This window comes from Kamptonema sp. UHCC 0994, assembly GCF_029167235.1.
Taxonomy (GTDB): Bacteria; Cyanobacteriota; Cyanobacteriia; order Cyanobacteriales; family Microcoleaceae; genus Kamptonema.
Genome location: NZ_JARFTR010000141.1, coordinates 1 through 25,487, shown reverse-complemented (window position 1 = coordinate 25,487; position 25,487 = coordinate 1). Strand labels below are relative to the sequence as shown.

Below are 25,487 nucleotides of genomic sequence, written 5' to 3'. Positions count from 1 at the left end.
ATCCCAGCCAGAAAAATCTCTCTCACAAAAGTTTTCTGGCTTTAGTATTACTTTTTGTGCAAATTAGTAGAAGAGAGTTAAGGAAGATCATATTTCCGTTTTAACTTTTCATAAAGATCAGGATATTCCTCTTTTAACCAATCTGGCAGTCCTAGTTCTGGACATTCAACTAGCTGTTCAAGTATAGACTGAATAGCACCATATTCATTAACAGATTCTAGGCGGTTAAATATCACAACATTGCAAGGATTTCCATCGCGATCTTCAAAACCATAACCGTTGAGATCGACGTGAAAATAATTCTCTACCGCTACAGGGGATTGAATTGCCTCTCCAACTCCAACAATTAAAATTTTTAAGTAACTGTGGTTTTTAAGTTTTTTACATTGATTTTTAATTTCTACAACAAATTCATTAAAATCAGTAAGTTCCCCATCAGTATAAACAAATACAATAGCTCCTCGATCTTCTGGGCGTTCTTCAAACCACTTATTCATTAAACCCTTAAATGTCGGAGTAATAAAAGCATCACCTGCGGGAGTGTTAGCGTCAAATTTGGCATCAACTTGATTATGATCTGTAATATTGTAGTTATTCCGGGCTACTTTATTAATGTTAAAAAAAGCTAGAGTTGCTTGATCGCTAACTCTTTTAGATTCAGCACCTGGACGAACTCTTAAAACTTCCGCAATATGTCCCTTAACTGAATCTTTAATAGCATAATAACGCTCTCTTGCTTTTGAGTCTCTAGCTGCAATGAGATTAGTCATTGATGCTCCTTTAGAAACCAGAAAAAAGCAATCTCGATCATAAATAGATAGATTAAGTGTCATCATCAATCTCCCAGAATTCAGTTTTTTTTGTATTTTTTCGATCCAATTTAGATCAAAAACTTTTCCATAGATAGGATTAGCAACATCCAGAAATCCACCACGTTTTGTTACTAATCCTGACACCAGCAATTCTCTTTGAGCCAAACTTTGCTCAGAAAAATGAGTAAACTTGGGGTGTTGGAGAACTTGCTTGTAAATTTCTAGGGCTAAGAATTGGATTTCTGCTACCCTGGGGTCTCCTTGAATGTAATAATCCTCAATAGCCTGAAAGTGAGAAACAAGTACAGGTTGGCTTGTCCACTTTTGAACTATCTTTTCTTGGACTAAGGTTCTCAGTAGCTCGGTATGAGCATGACTTTCTTCTATCCTAAGCCATTTAACAGCAAAAAAACATAAAAAATTTGTTAAGAAAGGTTGCCCCCCTGTCCAAGTCAAAATATCTTGAAATAAGGCTTTGGGATTTTGACTCACTACCCTCAATCTTCCTTGCAGGGGTGGACATTCACCCTCAAGAGGTGAGATATCAAACACGGTTATCGGATTTTGGCCAGAGTTTTTCAGGGGTAAAACTTTACTAGGATGGACATTTCCGAACAGCACAAGTGCAAAATTAGGGATGCAAAGGTTTTCTAAAAAGGTTCGGAGTCCCTCCCATTCGGCGAGATTTTGGCTATCATCTAAGAAAATAACTAACGTCTTGTTCTTAGAAAACCGAATTGTCTGCCGAATAAATTCTGGAAATTTGATCTCATAAGATTGCTCCTTTAAGGTTTGCCAAAATGACTGTAACTCTAAAACGACTTCTGAACCAAATTGCTTGAATTTGTAACTAATTTCCTGCACTAAATGAGAGTAAAAAAAATCTTCTGTTACAGGATAACTCAAAGTTTGGGCGGATAGAGATATGCTAATGTAACCTTCCTCCTCTAATTTTTTAGCAGTTCTTAACCTGATGCTAGATTTTCCACTTTGAGGAGTCCCAAAAACATAGCAAACTGGGAATTTTTGTTCATAATTTTTGATGAATTCGTAAAGTTTAACATCCACCTCTCGCTTAACATAATTGGCTGCATTAACAGGTAAAACAGTTCCTTTTATTCCATTGGAATAGTAATAGTAACTGTTAAGACGTTGGATGACTTCTACCAGGGTTTTTAGGAAGTTAAACATCGTTTTCAAGTGATGAACTCCTTTCTTGAGTTCTCATATTGACTTGAGACTCAATTAATTTAATAAACCACGCTTGCGAAAACGTTGTGATTCCTAAAATAAACTTCAAAAACTTAAATTTGAATTTAAAATCTAAAGCTTGCCAAAACCCTTCGATTTCTGGCAATGGATAGGAGTCAGCAATGGGATAGTAAATCCACCATTGTTGCTCTGATTCGACTAGGGAAGATAGACCCCGCCAAACCTGAGCCTCCCTGAAACTTTCCTCTTTTTTAATTCCCGTAGATACGAGAAGAACTCCCTCTCTTTTGGGAAGAAAATACTCTCTAATTTCTTCAGCCAGTAAGTGCTTCATTTCTGATGAAATTTTAGCTAACTTATTTAACTCTTGGTCAGGTGGTAAGGGTTGGTTTTGAATCCTTTCTTCTATATTCTGAGGATCAGCTAAACTGAGTAATTCTTGAAAATTTCCCAGAAAACCATCCTCTCCCCCTAATGTTACAGCTTGACTAATTTTTTCTGTAAGTAAAGGGTTATCTTCCTCATCTAAAGCATTAGCAGCTAACATCCGAAAGACGGGTTCAATTTTATCAGAATCTTCAGCAATCCAAGCCACAGAAATCCGAATCGGTCTGGCTGAAAAATCCTTGCGTCCTTGGGGGTGAATAGCGGTAATTAGGAGTAACAAAAGACCCCCTCTTCGAGAAATAACCACTGAGGGACTTTCACTGTAAATCAGATGGATTGATTCATCTTCAAATTGATTCGGAAGTTCATCAACTCGTTCCTGACCTGTATCAGTGAGTTGCAGCCAACAATAACCATTATTTTGTTCAAAACCCCGACTCCGAATATAGATATCCATACTTTCCTCCTTGTCTAAATTAACGATTGATTTTGAAAAAATTATGTCCTTGCAAAATCTCAAATGGGGTTACTTTTCTGCAACCCGAAGCAAATCTCCCCAAAGCTTCTTTGAGATCATCATATCTTTGTAAAAAGTCATTAACTTTAAACCAAAAACCATCTTTTTTATCACCATCTTTTTTATCACCATCTTTTTTATCACCATTTTTTTTATCATCAATATATTGTTTAATTAAAAACAACAATAAGTAGCGCAAAGGTTGATCAGCATATCTAGTTTCTATGGCATCATCAACATGAATTTTATTGAGATACCATCTCTTAAAACGTCCCTTTTCTTCTTCCCATCCTCCACAAACTACACAACCAATGGTTTCTACAGGGGTAAGGACAACAGCTACATTTTGGGCTTTAGGTGCAAGAACTCTTGTAATTAATTGATCGTATTGAGTCTTGAGAGCTTTTACCAGTTCTGCCGGATCTTTACCATTTTGTAAAAAGGTTTCACACTTGACTGGAGCAAAAATAACTAAGCGAGGTTCAGAAATATCTTGATAGGCGGTTTTAATTAATTCAGTGATGTATTTTGGTTCATTCACCTGTTCATTGAAACGTCCACCTCCCATCATTAATGCTAAAGTATCAATTGTAATGATCACGGCTCCACTATTCGTCACAACATTCAAACAATATTCTTTCTCTTTCGTCGATGCCTTGGGACCGAAATATTCCCCAGGAAGATCAATAAATTCTAATTCTAATGATGCGCGTTTACCTAACCAATCTTTTCGATCCAAGGTAAAAGTAAAATCTCTAGGTCCGTCTGTTGCTGTCATTCCTTGATCTGTGGCTTCAAAATATTTAATCATTTTCAGAAGATCCTGATAATGAGCTTCAAGAATTGCTTCACTTTCAGGATCGGTTGATAATCTCAGTTCAGTGGGTGCAGTGGTTTCACTAAAGAATTTATACATCACAGCTAAAAGACTGGTCTTTCCGACGGAACTCCGTCCCAGCATAGCCACTCTCAACTTTAAATTAGGCATTGAATTATTCTCCTGATTTTTTAGATATTTTAACAGTAGCAATCGCTAAATCAATTCTACTTTATTAGCCGTCATTGCTTGTTCAACTAATTGTTCCCATTCTCGCTTTTCTAAACCCACTTGTTGCCCAAATTTATTCGGCCAAATTTCTGAACTTCTCTCTCTCATAAAGTCTTCCCATTGCTTGTCCACATCCTTAGAGCGAACCACTTCATCCACAAATTCATCAATCACTGCAAACGCAGCTAAACTGGGTTCTCCCTCAAATTTTTCTAGTGCTTCTCGACAAGCACAAACTGTATTTCGATGAAAAACGGTCAGCACTTGATGGATTACCTTAAGAAGTTCCTCCTCTGTTTTACCCGCCTCTGAAAAGACGTTTCCTTGCTGCTCTGGATCAAGTTGTTCTAATGCCTTAAGAATTCTGTGTTGAAAATTGGAACGGTATGACATTTCAAAAGATACAAGGCTCTGAAATGCTGCTTGGAGAACTTCATAATGTGCCGGAATTTCTGTTGCCATAAACTCAAGAAATTCTGTGCCTCTAGCAGAAGTTAAGTTTCCTAGACTGGTTTCGGTAAAAATATCTGCTACTTTAACTTTAGCTTGATCTACATACTCTTTTAAGCCATTATCTGCCGATCTAAAGTGTGTTCTTAAATGCGTTCTTAGAACATTTAAACAGGCACGAAAAATCCCGCCCCAGGTTGCACCGACACCTGCTCTAAAGTACATTTTTCTGATTTCTTCCTGTGAAGGAATTCCGGCATCTTGATTACATTTGTTAATCAATGAATCAATAACTGTGGCAAAGAATTCAGCATCTTTTTTATTGCTAGAGGCATCCAATTGTTCGGGGCGTAGCTCTTTAACCAATGTCAGTAATCCTTCTGCCATCGAGTTATCAAACTCGGTAAATAAATCTCTGAAAATTGCAACTTCACTCCCAGATTTAGGACTAGCAACGAAAGCGTGGCGAGCTTTTTCTAAGAAAGAACTAATTTCGGTTTGCAGTTGTTTTAACTCCCGATTAACAATGGCAGCATATTCTCCATCTAGGTCTAAAATATGGGTTTCTAAATAGTCGAGAACTTGGTTTAAAACCCCGGCAGCTTCATCTTTTTTATCACAATTAGCAATCAGACAACGAGCAACTTGAATCCGTCCTTCAGTCTCAATTCGAGTTTTGGTTTCTTCACAGTGTATGCCATTTTCTGCTATCCCTGGTTTGGGATTATCAACTCGATTAAGAACCATAAACGACCATTTCTTAATCGGTAATTCAGTTAAGGCAGAACTAGCGGTATCATAAAGTTTATAGTCCTCTTCTTGAAGAATTCTATTTCCTGGCATATAAATAAACAGAGCTAAATCCACATCTTGTCCGAGACTTTTACGAAGTCTTTGTCTATCTCCTAATACGGTATCTCCTAATCCTGGTAAATCAATTAATGAAATTTGACCCACATCATGATAGGGAAATTCACAGAAGATTTTGACTTCTTGCACCGCTAGATAATTAAAAGAAGTTTTGTGATTAGCTTCATCAGTTTGAGCCACATATTTTCTAATTTCTTCTCGTGAAATCTGTTTCGGTGATGACTCTTGTAGTAAACTGCTGTAACTACTGTGATGAGCATAACACTTGTTCAAATGATCGTAGAGTGCCTTGGCTTCTGAGGTTTGGAGTTTCAACTCAGGAAGGGGTTTATTAATAAATTCTGAAAATTTTTTGGGTTTAGTTCCTAAGTCTAAAAAGTCATAGTAGGGGTAAATATTATCTTCTAAGAATGAGGCTTCTGTGTGAAAGTATACTTCCCCAAAAGTAGCTCGGTCTAAAGAATGAGAAATAGTAACACGCACCCCCGTACAATTGTTCATACTTCCGTCGGGAACTTCAACAGCAGTTAGTCCCGTTAAAGCTTGAATAAAACGACTTTTTCCCTGTCCAGCACGACCGACAAAAGCAATGGTTAAAGTCTTACGAGAAAATCGTTTATCTAACTTTTCTAGGACTTGAATAATTTGCTTAACTTTGTCTTTCAATCCATCAAATTGCAGCACCCGTAGTTTCTCAATCACAGGAATATCGTCAATTTGAGTTAAAATTCGATTGCGATAGGCTTCCATTTTAGCCAACTGTGAATCCATAGATTGCAGATTGGCAATAATAGAACGAGCTTTTTTTGCCTGTGGTTGACGTTTTTCTATAATACTAGCGATGCGAATAGCTCTATCCATAAAATAATTATCCTGTTTATCTGTGGTTGTATTCGGTTTCTCTTCATACTTTATCGCATCTTTTAGGATATGGGAATGTGAGGTTTTCATCATTCGAGGAAATTTATTCATCTTTATTCCATCAATTACAGCGGCTTCATCCGTCGCCCCGATTGCTCTAAGCAAACACTCCATTGTATCTAGCGCTCGTTCAGTCATTTTGTCATCAAATTCAACTTCGTGAGCTTCTTCATTTCGGGTTGTAAGGAGTTCGTAAACCCAGTTTTGATGTTTGATACTCAATACTTGGCTGAAAACACTCTTCCAGTTATTAGCAATCAATTTCAGTAGTTTTTGAGAGTCGAGAACCGTGATAGGAGACCGATCTTCAGCAGGACGAATGATTGTTCTAACTTCAGGAATATTTCTCCATCCTTTTCCTAGAGATTTAGACATTTGTTTATCAACAAAGAGGCTAAGACTTTTCGCCAAGACTTTCAGACCTTTCTTGACAAGGGCAGAATTTTCTAATCCCTCAATTTTGTCATCTTCTATCCCCTCCTCTAGTTCATCGTTTGTTTGTACAGTCCCCCCAGCTAGTTTTTCTCTAATTTCATCAATCCACTCATAATTAAATATTTGCTGATAAATTGGATTAGCAATTTTTAATTGAGCCACTAGCCCACCGTAGCACTTAACCACTAATCCAGACATTAGCAAATCCGCTTGATTTTCATCACTAGCTTTAAAGTTAATCTTGTCTTGATTTAAAATCTTTTCATAAAGCGTTAAAACTTGAAGTTTTTTAGAGATTTGCTCAGAATTTATTTTGAGAAATAAATTTTCTATTCCTTGAAAATGGTATTGGGGATCATTATCTCTCCATTGTTTTAACCAATATTTATTAATTATGGAATCAACATCTCGATCGGGATTATTACTTAAAGGCGGACGCAAGTTCTCAATTAATAATTGACAAGCAAACTGGGTTAAAAATGCTTGACCTCCTGTCCAGTATAAAATTTTATCTATTAACTGTTTTAACTGTTTGGGTTCGGAGGTAATAGGTTCTAATCCTTTTTGCAGGGGAAGACAATCTCCTGATAAATAATCGAGTTCTGTTTTGGTTCCTAGATTGAGATTCGCATCACTATCTTGGGTAAATTCTGAAGGTTTTGCGACTCCGAGTAAAACAAAACTCAACTTGCCAAGAGCAGGATTCTCAACATTATCAGAAATTGCTCTAATATATCTGATGAATGTATCTTGTAAGTTCCAACGAATCAGAGATTGAACTTCATCTAGGAAAATTACGAGTTTACTTTCTGTTAAGTTAGATAAAATTACATCCACCAAAAAAAGAGTAAAAACTTCACTCGGTAGCAATCTTTTATGGTTTTCCCAAAATTCTAACAGTTGGGATGCTAAAGTTTCTGAGTTGGGTCTAGTAACACATATTCTGTACAAAAGAGTCAACCAAAAATCTTCTTCCTGATTAACTTTTCCTAAACCATGAAGATTAACCATAACACAGGCAATATTTTCCTGACGAAGACGGTTAACAGTACGGTTCATTAAGCTTGATTTCCCCGTTTGTCGGGGTGCAAGTACGAAACAAACTCGCCTTCCTCGATGAATAATTTGGCTAAAATTGTATAAGTCTTGATCAGCCTTTCTTTCAACATAAGTTTGATCATCTTCTAAAGTTCCACCTTTCCAAGAAAAATAGTTATCAAGTTGCATCACTCTATACTCCTAAATGATTTTTAAAGTAAATATTATAAAGTTCACAGCGAACTTTGGGTTTACCTGAGTCAAATTTAATCAAGCCTAACTTGGCTAAGTTTTCGGGTGTCAAGTCATTAAATTGTGCCGTTTCACCTTTAATAATTTTAAGAAAGCATTGTTTTAAATCTTCATTTTCGTTCAAAATATCTAAATATCTTCGTAGATGGTTATTAAAAGGTTTATAGGGGGGTAAAGTTGCCTGGATTTGAAAATCATCTATGTTGATATTATGAATAGCCATATCATAAAGTGCCAAATTCACCAGATAAGGATGTCCGTCTAGTAAGTTCATAAGTTTATTGGCATTTTCTACTCCTTCACACCATTCTAAACCATAAATTTCCGATAATCCTAATAGGTGATCTGCTGTAAAATCATCTAAGTCTATGGATGTACCGACATTCTGTAAAGGGGATTCTCTAAAATTAGACTTGGAATAGGGTTCTGTAGAATAAGCAATGACAATACTCGGCCATTTAATGGTTTGTCCATGCAAATTTTTCATTTTTTCCTCATACCAAGTCCGCAATAACCAGAGAAATTCATCTTGGACTTCTTGACCATAAATCTGATCAATACCATCAATTAATAATAGTTGAGGTTTTTTGCTCGTTGTAAAAACTTGCTGTTCTAAGTAACTTGTACATCGGACACCAGATGTTAATCTATCTAGTAGATTAGATCTGGAACTCCCCTCTATTTGATAGACCTGATAAACCATTTCTCTAAATCGATCTAAAAAGCTGTCTACCTGATCAAATAATTGTTGATTATTTTGGGAAAATTGACTACTTTCTAAATCAATATAACCCACAGACCATCCTTTATTTTTAGCATAGTCTTTTAATCGGATCAATAAAGATGTTTTACCAGTGTGTTTGGCAGCCTTTATCTTCAGAAAAGCAGCCGTTCTCCCCAGTTTCATGCTTTGCTCTAAATAAGATTCGCAAAGAGAGTCTGTACTTCTCTTGATATAAAGAGGATTGTCTAGGGGAACGCATCCTTCTAAAGAAGGCCCTCTGTACATATAGAATTTAAGAGTAATTATATTGCCTCGTTTACAGTTCCCACGTTGAATCTGAATCAGTCCATTTTTTGCCAGGTCATCCAAAAACCGTCTTGGTTTGTTTTGATCGGAAAAATGAAGTTTATTAGTCTCCAATATTGTTAAAAATTTACTCACAGGAAATTCAGCAGTCCATCCTTTCTGAATCAGATACTGGGCTAAAACTTCAAACCATTGTTGATCATCAGCACTTAATTGTTTGATGCGATCTTTCAACTGGGAAGGATTGCGAGAATTATCATCCATAGTTTTTTACCAGAAAATAATTAACTGACTATTAGATATAGATAGATTATTACATTTTTATCTATTGTTTGTTATTTGTCAAGCATTTTAATTTTTCAAATCTGTTTTTGAATTCATCATTTATACATCAAGAGTTGTAGCGATTAAATTGTCAGAGTGCTGACGGGGGGAGAACACCTATCAAACCCTTATGAGTAAAGCCTTTAGACTCCATGACCCGAAAAAGGTGGCAACTTATTGACAGGTTTATTGACAACAAAAATTAGGGGAGCGATCGCTATGATTACTGCAATCCCTTAGCTATGTTGATGTTTACGAAGAAGGGAGTAGAATCAGGGATTTGGTGGTGGAACTCAGAACATCCCAACCACCTTAGTGTTTGCTATCCAGTCAGGGAATTTTTAAAATAGCTGAAATCCTCTCTATGAAAGGATTACATTATTTTTCCCCAGGAAACTTCAGTTTAGATGTATAAATAAATAAAAAAATCCTTGTTTTGATGAAATCAATAAATGGATTTCAGCCTAAATTAAAGATAGATGTCAATAATTTGTTCGAGTGAGGTAATTATGAAAACTACAATCAAAAGACGTTGGTTTATTTCCGTTGCAATGGTAATAGGGTTAATGGCTATAACTAACCCAAGTAAGGAAGCTTATGTCGAACACGTGGTATGGGAATTGAAAGATTCTGCCTGCGATCAACAAGACCTTTCAGTTTCAATAAAGATTTCTTGTGCGACTCTGAATACTCTACCCCCTGCGATGACTATGGGAATGCTCAATAGCTACAGTCGTAGACACAATTTTTTATTGTTTAGCACCTACACTACAGATTTTTACGGTTTGGAAAAACAGACTATTGGTTTAGTAGGTTTGTTTTTTAGCATTTTTTAACCAATGGTAAAAATGCTTTATTGTTGTTCTTAGAGTAGATAAAATTCTGCTTTATGAATGACAATATATAAAAATTATTGTAAGGGCGAAGCATTCGAGCAATAAATTATCGACCATAAACCAATGTTTTGTTTTAATAATGCTTCGCCTTTCTCGGGGCTAAACACGCTTGCTTAGATTGGAAACTTCGTCGTGAGTGATCAGTCGAATGCTAGAGAAGAATGCTTTAGAATCAAGGATTTTAGAACTAAAAGTCGCATTTTTTAGTACAAAACTATATTTCTTATCTACACTAACCAAACAATTCCTGTAGTGGAATAGAAAAACGCGATCGATCCGGCCCACTAGCCGAGCGAGCATAAGTCGCTTGATTGCGAATCGCTAGAATCTGCTCTTCATCCCGCAGCATCGACGGCGTAAACTGATAGCGCTGATGTCGCAAGTCCTGCAAAGTCACCTTCAATTCATCAGGCTGTTTCCCTTGTAGCCGATCGCGATAGTAAATTTCCTCAGCACATTTTCTCACAGCATTACCAACTTCTGCGGGCGTACAAAGCCTGTAATCCCTCAACAAAATCCGCCACTCATCATCCGTCCAAGGCGACTCAGAAGCATTACGAAACTCAGGAAAATATTTTTTGAGATGAAGATTGAAAATCTCATACATTGCCCCTTCGTGAGGCAAATCCACAAAGAAAATATCATCAAAGCGACGAATTAATTCCGGTGGTAACATCCCCAAACGGTTAACTGTCGCCACGATATAAATTGGGTATTGATGCTCTTGCATCCACGTTAAAAGCTTCCCCGATAAACGCCTAGAAACACCGCCATCGGCATTGGAATCCCACCCTGCAAAGCCTTTATCAAAATCATCCCAATACAGAATTGTAGGACTTAAAGCCTGAGTCAGTTCCAGCAGTTCGCGCAAAGCTAAATCTGGTTTGGAAGAACCGACAATCGAACCCCAATCAGCCGCCAACAGCGGTACTCCCATCTTCTTAGCCGCAAGTTTAGCACTCAGACTTTTACCCGTACCCGGCGGCCCCCAGAGAATCATTCCCTTGGGAAATTTCAATCCGTATTTCTCTGCTTCTGGACTCAACAACGAAGCCACCTTTGACAGCGACTCGTCTAGCAAGTCTAAACCACCTGCATCCGGCACATCTGCCTCGGCAATAAACTCTAGGCCTCGCCCCCGTAGCTTATTAACCTTATGGTCGAGCACAAACCGCGCCATTTCCTCATAGCTAGAAGCAAAAGCTAGCGATCGCTCTAAAATTAACTCGATCTCACCTTGGGGCAACCCCTGGCAAGCTCGAACCACTTCTGCTTGCAATATCTCGTTACTTTTGTCACCAAACTCAGGATGGCGATCGCAAAACAACTCTACCACCCTTTGCGTTGCAACACGAGACGGTAATGGAGTCGTCAGTACGGGAATCAATGGCTGCAAGTTCATCGGCAGTTGTATGTAGTTTTCCAGTACCACCAAAAACTGACGAGCCGCAGACCAAGATGAGTGATAGTAAGCATTTGCCAGTTGAAACCCCAAGCGCGAACTCACCTGACCCGATTCGTCAAAATCTAGCACTCCTTCGAGAATGTAAATTCCCTCTCTCCTACTTTCTAATAGGAACTTAACCACGTCAGCATCAGGGTGCAGGTCAGTATTTTGTAAGATACACTGCCCGTCACAAGTCACAATTTCCTGCAAGCAACTGTACCCAGAGTTCCAAAAAAACACGGGTAAATGTAGTTCCTGCCCCCAATTGTGAAACTGTGCTAACACTCCAATCCGGTCAGCCGTGTAATACTCCAGTCCGACAATCTTAATGCCTGTTTGTGCCAAACTGAGCCAGTCATTGAGGATACGCATAAATTCAACGATAAGAAATATTCAACTGTTCTCTTCTCATTAATAGGCTACGGTCGAGCGTTGCCATCAGCCAATAGTTCTACATTAGTCAAACCTCGCCTTAATTCTTATGAATTATTTACTTGATTTACTGAATCTGTATAATTATTTATTTCGGCTGATTGCAAATAATTACCTATATCAATTTATGATTTTAATAGCAGTAAATATGATTAAAAACTATTATAAAAATAGTGTAATTTGAGAGCGCCTAACGGCGCTGTTAGCCGTGAATTAGTTTAATAAAATCAAACTTCATGGCTACAACAACAGCTAAAAACCATAACTCTCGCTCATCCAACGGAGCGGGGACTTTGAATGGCAAAAGCAATGGTGGTACTTCGGCAACGCTCAACAACCATGCTGCTAAGTTAAAAAGTCCAGCGACAGCTACCCAATCACAGGTTAGCCGTCGCCCAGTGGCAACAGTAGAAGAGCAAGCCGACGCACTTCTAGGCCGCGTGCGAACTACCATTCTGAAAAAGTTTGGAGTCAAAATTCAACTGCGCGAAAAACGCCTCCAAACTAAGGTGGGTCACGCTACCAAAGAAAAACTTGGTTTGGATATTGCTGCCCAGTTGAAAAAACGTGGCAAAACGATGAACTGGCAGCGGTGGAATAATGAAGTGTTTCCAGCTTTATTCGGTCAACCTGATGCACTGCGCCACGATATCGAAGTCATTGCTCTTGTGATGGCCAAACTGTACGACGTTTTCGAGATTGACCCGCAAGAAGCAATTAAAGGTCTCGTCAAATTCAATCAAGAATCGCTTGCTAAGCGCAACAGCTATAACAAGCAGGATGAATCGGATGATGAAGATGATGATGTGGATGACTTGGAAGATGAACTTGATGCTGATGAAGATGAGGAAACAGATGAATCAGAAAAAGACTTGGACGAAGACAGCGAAGATGATTTCGATACCGAGGAAGAAGATGAAGAAGATGATGCTGATGAAGATGAGGACGAAGATGAAGATTTAGAGTAATCTTTCACCATCGCTCAAATTTTACAGCTTTCTTCACCATCGCTATTGTCAAATATGTAAAACTCTGCTCTCCCAAAAAACGGTAGAGTAGAGTTTTTATTTTCTTCATATTGTTAATATTTTAAACGATGTTCGACTTTAATACGAATATTTAAACTTTTAATTTATTTCAATTTAATTAATTTTAAACACAGCAATTAATGCTTTTGAGAAAAGTTAAGCCCAATAATTGAACTTAAAGAGGCAGCGATTGCTGCTGTGTATATGAACAAACTTGAATTCAGGAAATTTGAGAAATGAGAGTTACTGAAAAAGTTCAAAAGACTAATGCAGCCAATACCGCTAAAGCTCATAAGACTCAGATAAAAGCGCTCGACAAGTGCATTAGTTACAACGATAAACTTCGCCTAATGGTACTAGAAGTTTTGAGGGAAGAATCAGGTCGAGAACTGGCAAGTGTTGCTCGCTTTAACGGTGGCCAATTTGATTGGGAGACACATAATGCCCAATTTCGCGCTGACTACAGCGAGACACCTTTAAAGGAATTGATGCGTGCTGGTCGCATTTTATACGGATTGACCGATATGGATGCAATCCGCGATCGCCGCGCCAAGCATCGGGGCATTCGCAATCAACGGCTCGCCCGTCAGAGCAGCGGAGTCGCTTCAAGCTCGCAAAGTGTGCATGAAGAAGTGGATGTTGCTGACGACGACATTGATGATTTGGATTGAGTCGCTTGAGTAACTAAGAATATCAAAAATTGCCCGTTAAGGGCAGCTTCCCTACTCCTCATTTTAGGAGTGGGGAAGCTTATTGCCTGCCACCCGCCCACCCTTGGATTGAGAGCATTTTATTTTGTTAGAGCTATATTCGACCTAGATGTGAATTTTAGGGGGCTAAAAAAGGAGGAAAAAAGAGGAGAAAACAGCATAGTTATTACTCATTACACCTCATAATTCCTACTTTTTCGGTCACAATCAGTATAAATACTTATCATTTTTGTAAAGAATTGTTGCTTTTGGCACGATTTTTTGTATTTTAGACCCTTCTAAATCCTCTTCAATCCTCGTAGTTAGTACGTTAGTCGCATAGCAAGCCATGTCAAATGTACGTACAAGAGCACGAAATTGACCAATTTATGGTTTTTATGGTTTTTGCAAGACTGCGATGGGAATTGTTAGAAGGCAGGACTGGCACGATCGCACACGACAACAGCCAAGGCGAGAAAGTTTGATGGGGCAGTTTGGACTTTTATAGAACTGTGCGATCGCTCGCATGAGTCGATATCGAAGCCAGGAGCAAGCCTGTTAGTGTACAGGGTAGCCTTGGGTACGATGGAGCGAAGCATCGCATGACGCATTCCAGTTGGTGCAGTTCTTTATAGCAACCGCCAAGGCGGTTAAGACGTAGACTAGAAGTAGTCCCTATCCATGCGATCGCACGCAAAATGCCCAAACCCTACAGCTACGACCTACGTCATGCCGTTATTCAAGCCATCAAGCTGATGGATTAAAAATTAGTGAAGCGAGTATAGTGTTCAACCTCAGTTGCAACACGATCAGCATCTGGAAGACAGCGACAAGCCGAAACTGGGAACTTTCAAGTTTTACCCAACAAGCCCAAGGTTAATGGTCATAAAATTACTGACCGTAGTTTCTTAGAAACTTCAGGGGGCGACAACGAGGCCGTATCGGTTGCTGGATAAGCTCTATGACTCTCAGTCCCCTCTGATAAAACAACTTTTTATTGCGAACCAAACATATCATAGACTCTACCCACTCCTGGCAATAGTTAACGGGACTTAAACAAATTTAGAGTTAGGAGTATTTGGTAAGACAGAACGATATTAAGAATTAAGCTGCCTGTGAGTTTACCAGAACCTCTTGACTTAACCAATGGTTATATAATAAGCTATTATAAGTACCAATGGTTAACAAAATTTTGTGTCCAAATATCATCTCTCAGCAGAAGAAATTAGGCGCATTCGTCGCGCTCTGGGCAAAACCCAAACACAGTTTGCCGAACGCCTGTGTGTAGATGCGGTGACGGTGGCGAGATGGGAAACCGACCAACGGAAGTGTACCGGTCTTTACGCAAAAACGATAGCAGAACTAGACTTAGGCAATTTGACACCAATCAAAAAGGATTCAAAAATGGAAGAAGAACAAGAAATCAGAACTGTAGGGTTGCATCAAGCTTTTAGCTTCACAGCTTCCCTGACCTTTCTCCTTCAGTTCCTTTATAAGGAAGTACCTGTATCGCACCGTGACCAAATTATAACAACTTACCAAGAATGGTTTGAGGGAGAAGCTTATTCAAGTGATTTCTTCAAAGGGGTCTGCAATCAAAAGTTAATTCATGCAATAGGATACTTTTGTCGGCTCATCACCTCAGGCCCTATGCACCCGAATAAAACTAATGGCTACGGTCGCCAAAAATTAGGAAACTCTCATGCCAACATCTTAGCAATTGCTAAACAGTTAGCTCCTGGTTGCCAATTTGCACAAGATAGTAGTATCGAGCCTGACCTCGAACCGCGACAGCGGTATGTCTCAATCCAATTTGTTTTGGATGACTTGCTGGCTGAACCTACTTTGAAAAGTGGAGATATAGTACTTCTAAAGTTTTATCGTACTCTACTCAACTTCGCCAAGGAAGAAATGACAATGAGAAAACGCCTCCCTATTCCGGCAACATTATCTTTTGCCTTTGCTAAAGTTCTTGAAATAGCATTTACAGGACCAATCACAATCGCTGTTCCCAATTTTGATGCGCATTCTGAGATAGAAGACCTTAATCAAGCAATGAGAGGTTGGTTAGTAAACAGATAAGTAAAAATGATGATATCTAAAAAAAAGTAACTCTCGCCAGTTAGATAAGGGTATCTTTAGTTAAATTTTTGAACCCTGTTCCTGAAAAATTATATTTCCAGCGATTCATCGCTGAAAACCACTTGCACTATCTGGTTCCGCTAGCTCCCAATCCCTACTTCTAGCCTCTATCCGATCTAGCTCCTCTGCCACCACTGCCCAAAAATCAATATCTTCAGAGGAAATACCCTGAGCTAAAACCAAATCTTCTCCACGAACTTTGATTAACTCTCCTTGCGCAAAAACAGTCAGAGAAGACACCGAAACCCCCTCCGACTCTTCCACGATCAGATCGTACAAATCTCCTACCCGAACGCGAGTGTACTCATCAGTCTCTTCCACGCGATCGCGTGCATAATTGAGGAAATACTCAAAAGCTCTTTGAGCAGTTGGCAGAATAGCAAAAGCCATTTTTACCTGCTGAATATCCATTGTGGCTGCTGGCGGTACTGAATCAGCATTCAAATCGCCCGCTGGCGGGTTCGGAATTATCGGCTTTAACCAGTTACCCAAATCCTCAGAATTTTCTTTTACAATTGCACCCAAAACCTTTGCATCGCCATAAGATAAAGCACTTTGCACTTCACCCTCTAAAGTAATCCGCAGCACGATATGGCTGTCTCGATCTGAAATCACCCTAATTGCTTCACCCTCCTCCAAAAATGCTGTCCAATCTTCTATAACCTTGCATTTCCCCAGCTTCAACTGTTGATAGCCATCTAATAAAGCCCTAGATAGTAAATTCTCTCGCTATAAGCGCTCTTCTTCCACCTTTACTACCTCTTCTGTAAACTGTTCTCGGACTCCCTCTTCACTTTCCTGAGATTTCAAAAGAGCCAAATTGCTTAAACCCAGAGGTACGATTAGTTCGCTAGAATCAGAGCGATCGCTCTTTAAATCTTGCTCCTGTATTTCAGCTAAAGCCCCCGCTTCTGTCGATCGCGAATCAGCTTCATCCTCCTCTCCTTCACTAACCAACGTCCCAACTTGATTGTCACCATCCACTTGCGACAGCCAAACCAGCAAATTTTGTTTTGGTTGCCCATCTTGCCTCTTTAAGGATGATAATCCTTTAAGCTCAAGAACTCGGCGCTCCCAATCTTTGTTTAATTCGATGAAATTGGCGGCGTTAGTTTTTACCAGACTGATTTGAGCATAGGCATATTTCTCCCCAGCCAAGGACAGGGCAAAATCAATAGCAGCGAGGCAACCGTGATAGAAATCTTGAGTCTCGCCAATGCAGATACAATTTTCTATAGCCGATTCGTAATCGGTTTCTCTTCCAATTTGTCTAAGTTGAGAAATGGATTTAACAGGCAACCTAGAAATGGATAGCTTACAGTCACCTTCTACTGAACTCGCACTTAGAGGTTGTTGAGGTAAGTCATCTTCATTAATAAAAGTTGCTATTTTAGCTTCTAAAAGCCTAAGTGTTTGTACCCCGCCTTCTTCATCTATTAACTTAACTGCCCCATCCAATCCCGCCAGCAATCCCTGATAAAAATCTTGGGTTTCTCCAGCTATTGCTCGGTCAGTTGCTATCTTCTCAAAAAAAGCTAACCCTATTTGTTTAAGCCTCAAAATATACTCAGGAGAAAATCTCTGCATCGTGCCTAAAAACATAAGCCAGCCACCACCTAAAAGTGCGTCTATCTTTTAGCAATCAACCTATCATGCACTCTTGTCATTCTCAGTACACCTTCAGTTGTAACTAACTTTAGTTCTCAAGGCACAGCACATTAAAGCGGTACTTGTTGTATCAAAAAGTAGTCGAACAAACGCCTATTGCTATAGCTAGCTGGAATTAGAACAAACAACAACCAATCGGACTATAGTTTCTGCATCTGAATCGCGTTTCAATAGTCCGCCAGAGTAATTTTACCGATGACTTTTGAGGTGGGAAATTAGGAAGGACGGCGGATTGAGTTTACAGCCTTTAGCTTTTAGCTTAAATCAGTAACTTTTACTGTTAATCGGAGAACGCCGTTCCCATGCAATTTAACCATCAACAGAGTTCTCGACAGCCTATACCCGCAGATCCCCTGCGGCATAGCAGGAGACACATACTAGCATCCATCCTATTGCTACTGGATAGCGATCGCGCCCTTGCCGATTGGTCTCTTCCCCAACTACCTCACGTATCAGGATTTACATACAAAGGCAATCGCTTTCTTGTAGCTACAATTAAAGAGGTTGAGCAGATAGTTTGGGGATGGATCGAGAATAATTTATGGGCAGTAAGCAATACTGACGAAGATATTAACTTGCTGCTCCAGCACTTGCAAATTTCCCCATCTTTAATTGAAGCACTCAATGGACAAGCTACTCTCAATTATCTTCGGACTGTTCATCCTAGAAAATTCTCCAAGCTTTTGTCTCCTGCCATAGCCAATCCCACCCAGTTCGTACAAGCTTTATTTGAGAACCGTAGCCGACCGGGACTGGTTAAACGTGCAATTTGTGAGTCGGCCCAATTCTCGCCTCTCGCTTGGACAGAAGTGGAACGGGCGGGATATCTCATTTACTGCATTGTTAATCAACCAGAGGTACTTCCTGGCTCCATCAAACTAACAATCAACTATCCTTATCCCTACAAGCCCATCAAAAAGCGAGCTTAGGAGTATTTACAGAACAGGCAGAAAATTAGGCTCTCAAGCGAACAATTAAGCCAGGACTTACGCAATAGCCGTTGTTTTTTATAGCAACGGCATTGTCACTGTTGCCTGAAAAAAATAAAAAAATCCCGAATGCGCCTTAAAAAATATCACCTTAACATGAGACTATAACTATAAGTTTTTCTACAAAACGGTCAAAGGATAGAGTTTCTGCAAAAAGTGCAGATATCCCCAGACTTCAAAAAGAATAGAACTATGCTTACATTTTTAACCGCCACCTCCTCTTGCACGCAGCATGGAAACTATGGCGGCACGCTACAGGAGCACAAGTTATGACCAAGATCATCTCCCTATTCAACCAAGCCGGCGGTGTCGGAAAAACCACAATCACGCTCAATCTTGGCTACCAATTATCTAAGCGCGGTCGCAAAGTTCTGCTCATCGATATCGATCCTCAAGGTTCCCTGACGCTCTTCATGGGCGTTGACTCTCAGAACTTGGATAAAACTGTGTTTGATGCCATTGTCAATGAAGAGCCTCTGCCCATCCACACGGGTATTCACGGCATGGATTTGGCTCCTACCAACATCAACCTCAGCGCCGCTGAAATTCAATTAGTTAACATGGATTTTCGGGAAATTCGTCTCAAAGATGCGATCGCCCCCATTCAAGACAACTATGAATTCATCCTCATAGATTGCCCTCCCAGTTTAGGGTTGCTCAGCTACATCAGCCTGATCGCCGCTACTCACGTCTTAGTCCCCGTTGAGACTCACTACAAAGCCTTTGAGGGTACCAACCTGTTGTTACAAACAGTAGCCAGAATCAAGAAGAAGGGCAACCGTTCTTTGCAGGTAGCTGGTTTTGTTCCCTCACGCTACGCGGCTGCCAACTCTCAGGACAAGCGGACTCTCAAAGCCATAAACGAGCAGTTTGCGACCGTCGCCCCCGTTTACACCCCCATTCCCCGCATAACTGCTTTTGCGGATGCTTCGGAGAAACAAGTCCCGCTTGCTGTTTACGAACCTAAAAATCCCGTCGTCAAAATATTAGACCAGCTAGCTGCCAAGATGGAGAAACTCAATGTCAAGTAAGAATGACCAACCCTATAAAGGCAAGGCAAATTTGAGCGTTTTATTTGGAGATGATGAAGTGGTAGAACCAACAGAGAGACTTCTATCGGTTGAGTCCATCCAGATTGCCTCCTCTCAACCCCGGCGATATTTCGACTCCCAAGCAATGCAGGCTTTGGTTGAGTCAGTAAAAACTGACGGAATTCTCCAACCTTTATTAGTTCGTCCTTTGGGAGAGGAAAAATACGAGCTAGTAGCAGGGGAAAGACGCTATCGGGCTGCTAAAGAATTAGGATTAACAGAAGTTCCTGTTATCGTTCGGGATTTGACAGAACAACAAGCTTTGCGCGTCGCCTTAGTTGAGAACCTCCAGCGGGAAGACCTCAACCCAGTCGAAGAAACAGAGGGGATTTTGCAACTGCTCTCCCATCATCTTGAGTACGATCTAGAAGAGGTGGTACACCTGCTCTACCGGATGCAAAATGACGTGCAGAGAATGAATGATAACGTTATCATTCATCCTGAAATGCAAATAGTTGTAAAGGTTTTTAGCGAATTGGGGCGGATGTCATGGGAGTCTTTCGTCAGCAACAGACTGGGATTGCTGAAGCTGCCAGCAGACATTCAAGAAGCTCTGCGCCAGGGTCAGATCGAGTACACTAAGGCGCGAGCGATCGCCAAAGTTAAAGACGAGCCAGCCAGAAAAATGCTTCTGGAATCTGCGATCGCTGAAAGTTTATCTTTAACTCAAATTAAAGAACGCATCGCAGATTTAAAGACAGATACTTCGGCAGAAAAACCAGACGAAAATCTGAAAACCCAAATCAAGGGAGCTTTAACAAAAGCGAACAAGTCAAAAGTTTGGAGCGATCCAAAGAAGCAGAAGCGCCTCCAAAAAATTCTCACAGAGCTAGAATCCCTCTTAGCAGATTAGGAAAAATTTAGCGATGCCACATTCCAGCTAATGGCTACAACCCGAATTGAGATAAAAAGTTCAGCCAAAAAAAGTGATAATTCTATTCAAAGGCAGAAGCGCTTGACACTTATTCTGAATTAAAGCTCCGCATTCTAGCTTCTGCCTTAAATCAGAAATTAGCTTGGCAGCAGTGAAGGAAAAATCAGCTTTTAGGTAGAGCTAGCTCAAGCTTAGTAGTTGATAGATTAACACTTAGAACTGAACCCGAAAAATACCAACTCCAACCAAGTCTTGCGAAGGTTGATAAATATGGTACAAACTAACACTCTCTCAAACCGCAGCCAACTTTCACTGCCAGCAAACTATCAAACCCTGTCCGGCTATTTTTTGACCAATTTTCAAAAGTCTCTCAACGCTTTTACCCGAGCCTGGAACAAGTATCAGCCAAACGATTCGCTCTCGAACGACAGAAAACAAGACTTAGAGTGGCTGGAATCAATACTGCAAGAGTACAAGACTTCCATCCACAATACTTCAACCAGCAGTCAAGCGTTTTGGAAAGGTTACACCGATGGAAAAGAAAGCAGGAGAACAATTTCTGACTTCGACTCGCCAAGCGTCGCACAAACCTTACTCAAAGTAATCGCGAATCCTAAAGCCACTCAAATCTACGAGTTGGGGATTCAAGTAGGATGGCGGTACGTTCGCCTCAAAGACTACTTGCTACGAATCAGAAAGCAGCGAAAATTGGAAGAATCGAAGCAGGTTCAAGATTATCGACAATTTTTAAGTTTTATCCGTCAAAAGGCTGATTTAGAAGATATGGACTCATTCGTAAGTTTTGGATGGAGGGGTGAAAGGAAGTCAGGACAATGAGAGATAAACCCAGTAAAATCTTGGCCGTTGACGATGCAGCCGACAACTTATTTATTATGCAGGCAATCCTCTCAGAAGAAGGCTACTGCGTCACCACAAGATCAAGCGGACTTGAGGCTTTAGCTCAAGTTGAGAAGTCGCCACCAGATTTACTCCTGTTGGATGTAATGATGCCAGAAGTAGACGGTTACGAAGTGACTTACAGAATTCGCTCAAATCCTCAACTTCCCTTTATCCCCATCCTGTTAATTGCGGCTGACAACTCAACGACTATTGCAGATGGACTCGACTTGGGGGCTGATGATTTCGTTTGCAAGCCCATCCAGGTAAATGAATTATTGGCTCGCGTCCGCAGCCTCCTGCGACTCAAACATAGCATAGATGCAATGCTGGAAATGACAAAGGCACGAGAGGATTTTGTGGCTCGTCTTACCCACGACTTACGGATTCCCCTAGTGGGCGCTGATAGAATGTTGAACCTACTTCAACGAGGGAAATTCGGCGAACTGCCCCAAAAAGCGATAGAGGCGATCGCCACCATCAGCAACAGTAACGAAAATTTGCTTTCGTTAGTCAATACTTTACTGGAAGTTCACCGATTTGAATCTGGTTGCAAGAGCCTCGCGATCGCCCCCTTTGACCTCAAAAAACTGGTCAAAGAAGTCGTCAAGGAACTGGAGGCTGTGGCTATTGATAAAGGACTTGTCCTAACTTTCGAGGAGCCTGACCCACAACCGTTGCGGATTGAGGGCGATCGCCTGGAACTCCGCCGAGTCATCACCAACTTACTCGGAAATGCCATTAAATTCACCGATTTGGGTTGTGTCAAAATCATTGTCCGTTCAGATGCTAAGTCGGTAAGCATTAGTGTAGAAGACACCGGCCCCGGCATCAGAGCCTCAGAACAAGCTTCGCTGTTTGAACGATTCCGCACGGGAAACCATGCTAGAACAGGCTGCGGTTTGGGGCTGCACTTGTCAAGCCGGATTGTAGAAGCCCACTCTGGCAGTATTAACGTGACATCAATGGTGGGTCAAGGCAGCACATTTACTGTACGGCTCCCCATCTCGCTCTAAAAGTCTTGTTTGGATACAGATTAAGTACAATTGTCCTTTTTTTAAACCAACCATGAATAAAATTAGTGTTGCCTTAATTGAAGACCATCACCTGACAAGGGCTGGAATCAAAGCAGCTTTAGAAGACTGCGAAGAACTCGAATTTATCGGAGAGGCGGCGAATGGCCTGCAAGGGATAACTTTACTGGAGAAAACCCGGCCTGATGTAGCGATCGTTGATATCGGACTACCGGGGTTAGTAGATGGGATTGAACTGACAAAAAGGTTCAAAGAATACGTACAAACTGCCCAAACTCCAAGCGTCGATAACCAACCGAAAGTGTTGATTTTAACGATGCAGGATAACGAGGAATCAGTGCTGGCAGCTTTTGCAGCCGGAGCCGACTCTTACTGCATGAAAGATGTCAGTTTTGAAAAGTTAGTGGAAGCTGTTATTGAGACAAACGCTGGCGAAAACTGGATCGATTCTTCAATTGCTAGAATCGTTTTGGCTCGCATGAATAACCCTTTCAAGGAAGCTGTTAACTCAGCAACTATTTCCACTGTGTCAATCAATGGAGTCGAGCCAGAGTACAGTCAGTTGTTAATGGCGAACCCTTTAACAGAACGAGAAAAAGAGGTTATAGAGTTGATTGTAGAAGGTTGTAGCAATGAGGAAATCTGCAAGCAGCTATACATTTCCCTCGGTACTGTGAAAACTCATGTGCGTAACATCCTTAATAAGCTGTTTTGCGACGATCGCACTCAAGCTGCTGTTAGAGCCCTTCGTGCTGGTTTAGTTGACTAGGCGAACGGTAGCGAGGTCAGCGGACTTCGGGATGAGATGTTTGGCAGGCAACCCGCGAGCGTTAACGTTCCACTGCGATCGCGCCGAAGTCCTACGGCTTAGAGCGGAGACGCTCAGACGTTCGCCTCGCGTTCAGTTGAGCGGTCGAACGCTGATGTGAGCCTACGCAATATGGTACGCTCAATAGCCGGACATTTGAGTTATTTGGGCGGGATAGAAAGCAAAATAGAAAAGGCATTATTGCCATTGATTTAGGGAGGTGGAACCCATGATTAAAAATGAAAAAGAGTATGAATATAGTCAAGAATGCGCCCAAAAATTTGCATATTCTATTAGGGCGTTAGAACAAGATGAGGAACTGAAGAAAAAAGATCCCGAAGGGTGGCAACTTTCTTGCGATGTCAAACAATCTCACCAGATGGCTTTACAAGCAGAAATTGCTGAATATGAGAGGCTTACATCTCACGATCGCCACACTCCAATAGTGCTAATACTAGATGATATTCATTATTTACCTCAAATCTTGATAAAAGCTCGCATGGCCGCTAAGCTAAGCCAAAAAGAATTGGCAGATTTAGCTGGACTGACGGAAGAAAAAATCAAACGTTATGAAGATAATGATTATGAAGATGCCAGTTTTTTGGATGTAAGATTTGTAATTGATGCACTGAAAATCCAAGTTCAAAAAGGTGAGTTTTTAGTTCCTTTAGATACTCTAAGAAGAACGTCGGTTACTAAAGAAGAATTACTTTTCTCCAGTCATTGTACCATGAGCCCACAAGAGCGACAAATGGTTGAGCAAGTTCAATGAAAAAGTGGCGATCGCGCTCTTTGTTCAAGTATCGATCTCCCTAGTGCTATCAGAAAAAGTTGTCCATAAGCCAGAGGTCGGAGATTTCGCAATATAGAATAGACACAGATGGAGCCTAAACAGGACAAACTTCATGCCCGCCAAAGACCTCTACCATGATAATGTCCGCACCGCCCTCATCAAAGACGGTTGGACAATTACTGATGATCCGCTCATCCTCAAGATAGGGAGACGATCCGCCTTTGTCGATCTGGGGGCTGAAAAACTGATTGCTGCTGAACGAGATTCTGAAAAAATCGCTGTCGAAATCAAAAGCTTTCTTAGTCCTTCTCCCATCAACGATCTCGAAAATGCCTGGGGACAATTCTTTTTGTATGCTAGAGCGCTCCAAAAAAGAGAGCCAGATCGTCGTCTTTATCTAGCTGTTAGTCGCAACACCTTTGAGACTTTATTCCAAGAGGAAGCGGGACAACTTTTGTTAGAAGAGCCTGACTTCCGCATGATAGTTTTTGACTTCATAAGTGAGGAAATCATCCAATGGAAACTGTAAATCAACCCCTAGACGAATGGCGTGAGATTCTGGAGAAAATTCTTCAATATTATGCCGATCTTCCTTACCGTTATGGTGATGTGATTACATATATGATTGTCAGCCGCGATCGCAACCACTTTATGCTGGTACATGAAGGGTGGGAAAATGACCGACGAGTTCATGGCTGTGTCGTTCATGCCGAAATTCGCAATGACAAAATCTGGATTCACTATGATGGGATTGAAGATGGCATTACTGATGAACTTGTCGCTGCTGGAGTACCTAAAGATTGCATTGTCCTAGCGTTTCATCCTCCCCAAGTCCGAGAACATACTGGCTATGCGATCGCATAGTGTCTGGAAAGCCACCATTTTGTAATGGCGATCGCGCCTAATTACCCAAGTGCGATCGCAGTAGAGGCAAGCATTTCTGAAACCAAACAAAATTGGAATCTGCCATGAATCAACAACTCCAAATACCCGACCCCCAAACAAGAGCGCAAAGTGTCGCTAGGTGGCGCGAAGTTAACCAACAAATCGACTTGCTCACACTCCAGCTTGATGAATTAATTGCGATGGTAGAAACTGGTCTGCGAGAGCAACGTCTGGCTAGACTTCAAGGTAAAGGTAAAGGTCAAACAGCAGAGACTATTAAGGGGTAAGAGAGGATGTGGGCGATCGCTATAAAAACGAAAAATTTTCAATTAAAAAAGTGAAGAGCGCTCGCACCTGACCCCTATAGGTTGCGAGTGCTCTATTCCATTTTGGCTCTCCCGTACCTGTGGTGATAAGCACGGCTTATTTAAATAAGCAAGCTAATAACTTTTCTCGTAAATAATCAAAGGTCTTAAAGCCATAGCTTTGTCTAATAATCAACTTAATCTTGTTATTAA

General features: G+C 40.7%; 23 protein-coding genes. 15 read left to right on the top strand and 8 right to left on the bottom strand.

The genetic code is table 11. The annotated features are described in order from the left end of the window. Positions 1-77: 77 nt before the first annotated feature. From PY364_RS13200 to PY364_RS13180, 5 genes are read right to left on the bottom strand one after another with little or no spacing between them, the layout of a single operon-like run. A complete protein-coding gene (locus PY364_RS13200; protein WP_275523135.1) occupies positions 78-2,003 on the bottom strand; it encodes an ATP-binding protein in 1,926 nt (641 codons plus the stop codon). Continuing rightward, positions 1,996-2,868 (bottom strand): hypothetical protein, encoded by an 873-nt coding sequence (locus tag PY364_RS13195; protein ID WP_275523134.1) that lies wholly within the window; start codon positions 2,866-2,868, stop codon positions 1,996-1,998. The genes PY364_RS13200 and PY364_RS13195 overlap by 8 nt, the downstream gene beginning before the upstream one ends. Before the next feature lie 19 nt (positions 2,869-2,887). Beyond that, complete coding sequence (locus PY364_RS13190) at positions 2,888-3,916, bottom strand: hypothetical protein (protein WP_275523132.1); 1,029 nt, start codon at positions 3,914-3,916, stop codon at positions 2,888-2,890. A gap of 45 nt (positions 3,917-3,961) precedes the next feature. Further along, positions 3,962-7,879 carry a Swt1 family HEPN domain-containing protein gene (locus PY364_RS13185; protein ID WP_275523130.1) on the bottom strand — a complete coding sequence of 1,306 codons (3,918 nt, stop codon included), beginning with the start codon at positions 7,877-7,879 and terminating at the stop codon, positions 3,962-3,964. A 4-nt stretch (positions 7,880-7,883) separates the two neighbouring features. Then, entirely contained in the window at positions 7,884-9,236 is a 1,353-nt protein-coding gene (locus tag PY364_RS13180; protein WP_275523128.1) for an AAA-like domain-containing protein, read from the bottom strand. 569 nt (positions 9,237-9,805) lie between these two features. Between PY364_RS13180 and PY364_RS13175 the strand changes: the two genes are divergently transcribed. Then, the gene (locus PY364_RS13175) at positions 9,806-10,132 is read left to right on the top strand and encodes a DUF4359 domain-containing protein (protein ID WP_275523126.1); all 327 of its coding nucleotides are present in this window, start codon (positions 9,806-9,808) and stop codon (positions 10,130-10,132) included. Between the two features lie 292 nt (positions 10,133-10,424). On the opposite strand, the gene PY364_RS13170 is transcribed toward PY364_RS13175, so the two are convergent. After that, entirely contained in the window at positions 10,425-12,011 is a 1,587-nt protein-coding gene (locus tag PY364_RS13170; protein ID WP_275523124.1) for an AAA family ATPase, read from the bottom strand. Positions 12,012-12,307: 296 nt separating this feature from the next. On the opposite strand from PY364_RS13170, the gene PY364_RS13165 reads away from it, so the two are divergent. From PY364_RS13165 to PY364_RS13150, 4 genes are all read left to right on the top strand, one after another. Continuing rightward, on the top strand, positions 12,308-13,039 hold the full coding sequence (locus PY364_RS13165) for a hypothetical protein (RefSeq protein WP_275523122.1): 732 nt from the start codon (positions 12,308-12,310) through the stop codon (positions 13,037-13,039). 296 nt (positions 13,040-13,335) lie between these two features. After that, positions 13,336-13,770: a hypothetical protein gene (locus tag PY364_RS13160; RefSeq protein ID WP_007352772.1), complete on the top strand. Its 435-nt coding sequence runs from the start codon at positions 13,336-13,338 to the stop codon at positions 13,768-13,770. A 374-nt stretch (positions 13,771-14,144) separates the two neighbouring features. Beyond that, positions 14,145-14,273: a hypothetical protein gene (locus PY364_RS13155; protein WP_275523120.1), complete on the top strand. Its 129-nt coding sequence runs from the start codon at positions 14,145-14,147 to the stop codon at positions 14,271-14,273. 709 nt (positions 14,274-14,982) lie between these two features. After that, entirely contained in the window at positions 14,983-15,870 is an 888-nt protein-coding gene (locus PY364_RS13150) for a helix-turn-helix domain-containing protein (RefSeq protein WP_275523117.1), read from the top strand. A 105-nt stretch (positions 15,871-15,975) separates the two neighbouring features. Here PY364_RS13150 and PY364_RS13145 read toward each other — a convergent pair whose 3' ends face one another. Both PY364_RS13145 and PY364_RS13140 read right to left on the bottom strand, forming a co-directional pair. Beyond that, positions 15,976-16,545 carry a hypothetical protein gene (locus tag PY364_RS13145; protein ID WP_275523115.1) on the bottom strand — a complete coding sequence of 190 codons (570 nt, stop codon included), beginning with the start codon at positions 16,543-16,545 and terminating at the stop codon, positions 15,976-15,978. A gap of 114 nt (positions 16,546-16,659) precedes the next feature. After that, positions 16,660-17,532, bottom strand: coding sequence for a hypothetical protein (locus PY364_RS13140; RefSeq protein WP_275523113.1), 873 nt, complete (start codon positions 17,530-17,532; stop codon positions 16,660-16,662). Positions 17,533-17,900: 368 nt separating this feature from the next. Here PY364_RS13140 and PY364_RS13135 point away from each other — a divergent pair, with 368 nt between their 5' ends. From PY364_RS13135 to PY364_RS13090, 10 genes are all read left to right on the top strand, one after another. Further along, positions 17,901-18,527 carry a hypothetical protein gene (locus PY364_RS13135; RefSeq protein WP_275523111.1) on the top strand — a complete coding sequence of 209 codons (627 nt, stop codon included), beginning with the start codon at positions 17,901-17,903 and terminating at the stop codon, positions 18,525-18,527. A 329-nt stretch (positions 18,528-18,856) separates the two neighbouring features. Then, positions 18,857-19,618 carry a ParA family protein gene (locus PY364_RS13130; RefSeq protein WP_275523109.1) on the top strand — a complete coding sequence of 254 codons (762 nt, stop codon included), beginning with the start codon at positions 18,857-18,859 and terminating at the stop codon, positions 19,616-19,618. Continuing rightward, on the top strand, positions 19,608-20,531 hold the full coding sequence (locus PY364_RS13125; RefSeq protein WP_275523107.1) for a ParB/RepB/Spo0J family partition protein: 924 nt from the start codon (positions 19,608-19,610) through the stop codon (positions 20,529-20,531). Before PY364_RS13130 ends, PY364_RS13125 begins: the two co-directional genes overlap by 11 nt. Before the next feature lie 291 nt (positions 20,532-20,822). After that, the gene (locus PY364_RS13120) at positions 20,823-21,389 is read left to right on the top strand and encodes a hypothetical protein (protein ID WP_275523105.1); all 567 of its coding nucleotides are present in this window, start codon (positions 20,823-20,825) and stop codon (positions 21,387-21,389) included. Continuing rightward, a complete protein-coding gene (locus PY364_RS13115) occupies positions 21,386-22,465 on the top strand; it encodes a hybrid sensor histidine kinase/response regulator (RefSeq protein WP_275523103.1) in 1,080 nt (359 codons plus the stop codon). Before PY364_RS13120 ends, PY364_RS13115 begins: the two co-directional genes overlap by 4 nt. A gap of 52 nt (positions 22,466-22,517) precedes the next feature. Next, on the top strand, positions 22,518-23,252 hold the full coding sequence (locus PY364_RS13110) for a response regulator transcription factor (RefSeq protein ID WP_275523101.1): 735 nt from the start codon (positions 22,518-22,520) through the stop codon (positions 23,250-23,252). A gap of 268 nt (positions 23,253-23,520) precedes the next feature. Next, positions 23,521-24,063 carry a helix-turn-helix transcriptional regulator gene (locus PY364_RS13105; protein ID WP_275523099.1) on the top strand — a complete coding sequence of 181 codons (543 nt, stop codon included), beginning with the start codon at positions 23,521-23,523 and terminating at the stop codon, positions 24,061-24,063. Between the two features lie 133 nt (positions 24,064-24,196). After that, positions 24,197-24,613 (top strand): element excision factor XisH family protein, encoded by a 417-nt coding sequence (locus PY364_RS13100; RefSeq protein WP_275523097.1) that lies wholly within the window; start codon positions 24,197-24,199, stop codon positions 24,611-24,613. Then, complete coding sequence (locus PY364_RS13095) at positions 24,601-24,948, top strand: XisI protein (protein ID WP_275523095.1); 348 nt, start codon at positions 24,601-24,603, stop codon at positions 24,946-24,948. Before PY364_RS13100 ends, PY364_RS13095 begins: the two co-directional genes overlap by 13 nt. A gap of 104 nt (positions 24,949-25,052) precedes the next feature. Beyond that, positions 25,053-25,256, top strand: a complete 204-nt coding sequence (locus PY364_RS13090; protein ID WP_275523093.1) for a hypothetical protein — start codon at positions 25,053-25,055, stop codon at positions 25,254-25,256. The last annotated feature ends 231 nt before the right edge of the window (positions 25,257-25,487 follow it).

Coding starts and splice junctions, on each gene's coding strand:
- PY364_RS13200 (WP_275523135.1), bottom strand. CDS start 2,003: ATGTTTAACTTCCTAAAAACCCTGGTAGAAGTCATCCAACGTCTTAAC.
- PY364_RS13195 (WP_275523134.1), bottom strand. CDS start 2,868: ATGGATATCTATATTCGGAGTCGGGGTTTTGAACAAAATAATGGTTAT.
- PY364_RS13190 (WP_275523132.1), bottom strand. CDS start 3,916: ATGCCTAATTTAAAGTTGAGAGTGGCTATGCTGGGACGGAGTTCCGTC.
- PY364_RS13185 (WP_275523130.1), bottom strand. CDS start 7,879: ATGCAACTTGATAACTATTTTTCTTGGAAAGGTGGAACTTTAGAAGAT.
- PY364_RS13180 (WP_275523128.1), bottom strand. CDS start 9,236: ATGGATGATAATTCTCGCAATCCTTCCCAGTTGAAAGATCGCATCAAA.
- PY364_RS13175 (WP_275523126.1), top strand. CDS start 9,806: ATGAAAACTACAATCAAAAGACGTTGGTTTATTTCCGTTGCAATGGTA.
- PY364_RS13170 (WP_275523124.1), bottom strand. CDS start 12,011: ATGCGTATCCTCAATGACTGGCTCAGTTTGGCACAAACAGGCATTAAG.
- PY364_RS13165 (WP_275523122.1), top strand. CDS start 12,308: ATGGCTACAACAACAGCTAAAAACCATAACTCTCGCTCATCCAACGGA.
- PY364_RS13160 (WP_007352772.1), top strand. CDS start 13,336: ATGAGAGTTACTGAAAAAGTTCAAAAGACTAATGCAGCCAATACCGCT.
- PY364_RS13155 (WP_275523120.1), top strand. CDS start 14,145: ATGTACGTACAAGAGCACGAAATTGACCAATTTATGGTTTTTATGGTT.
- PY364_RS13140 (WP_275523113.1), bottom strand. CDS start 17,532: ATGTTTTTAGGCACGATGCAGAGATTTTCTCCTGAGTATATTTTGAGG.
- PY364_RS13135 (WP_275523111.1), top strand. CDS start 17,901: ATGCAATTTAACCATCAACAGAGTTCTCGACAGCCTATACCCGCAGAT.
- PY364_RS13130 (WP_275523109.1), top strand. CDS start 18,857: ATGACCAAGATCATCTCCCTATTCAACCAAGCCGGCGGTGTCGGAAAA.
- PY364_RS13125 (WP_275523107.1), top strand. CDS start 19,608: ATGTCAAGTAAGAATGACCAACCCTATAAAGGCAAGGCAAATTTGAGC.
- PY364_RS13120 (WP_275523105.1), top strand. CDS start 20,823: ATGGTACAAACTAACACTCTCTCAAACCGCAGCCAACTTTCACTGCCA.
- PY364_RS13115 (WP_275523103.1), top strand. CDS start 21,386: ATGAGAGATAAACCCAGTAAAATCTTGGCCGTTGACGATGCAGCCGAC.
- PY364_RS13110 (WP_275523101.1), top strand. CDS start 22,518: ATGAATAAAATTAGTGTTGCCTTAATTGAAGACCATCACCTGACAAGG.
- PY364_RS13105 (WP_275523099.1), top strand. CDS start 23,521: ATGATTAAAAATGAAAAAGAGTATGAATATAGTCAAGAATGCGCCCAA.
- PY364_RS13100 (WP_275523097.1), top strand. CDS start 24,197: ATGCCCGCCAAAGACCTCTACCATGATAATGTCCGCACCGCCCTCATC.
- PY364_RS13095 (WP_275523095.1), top strand. CDS start 24,601: ATGGAAACTGTAAATCAACCCCTAGACGAATGGCGTGAGATTCTGGAG.
- PY364_RS13090 (WP_275523093.1), top strand. CDS start 25,053: ATGAATCAACAACTCCAAATACCCGACCCCCAAACAAGAGCGCAAAGT.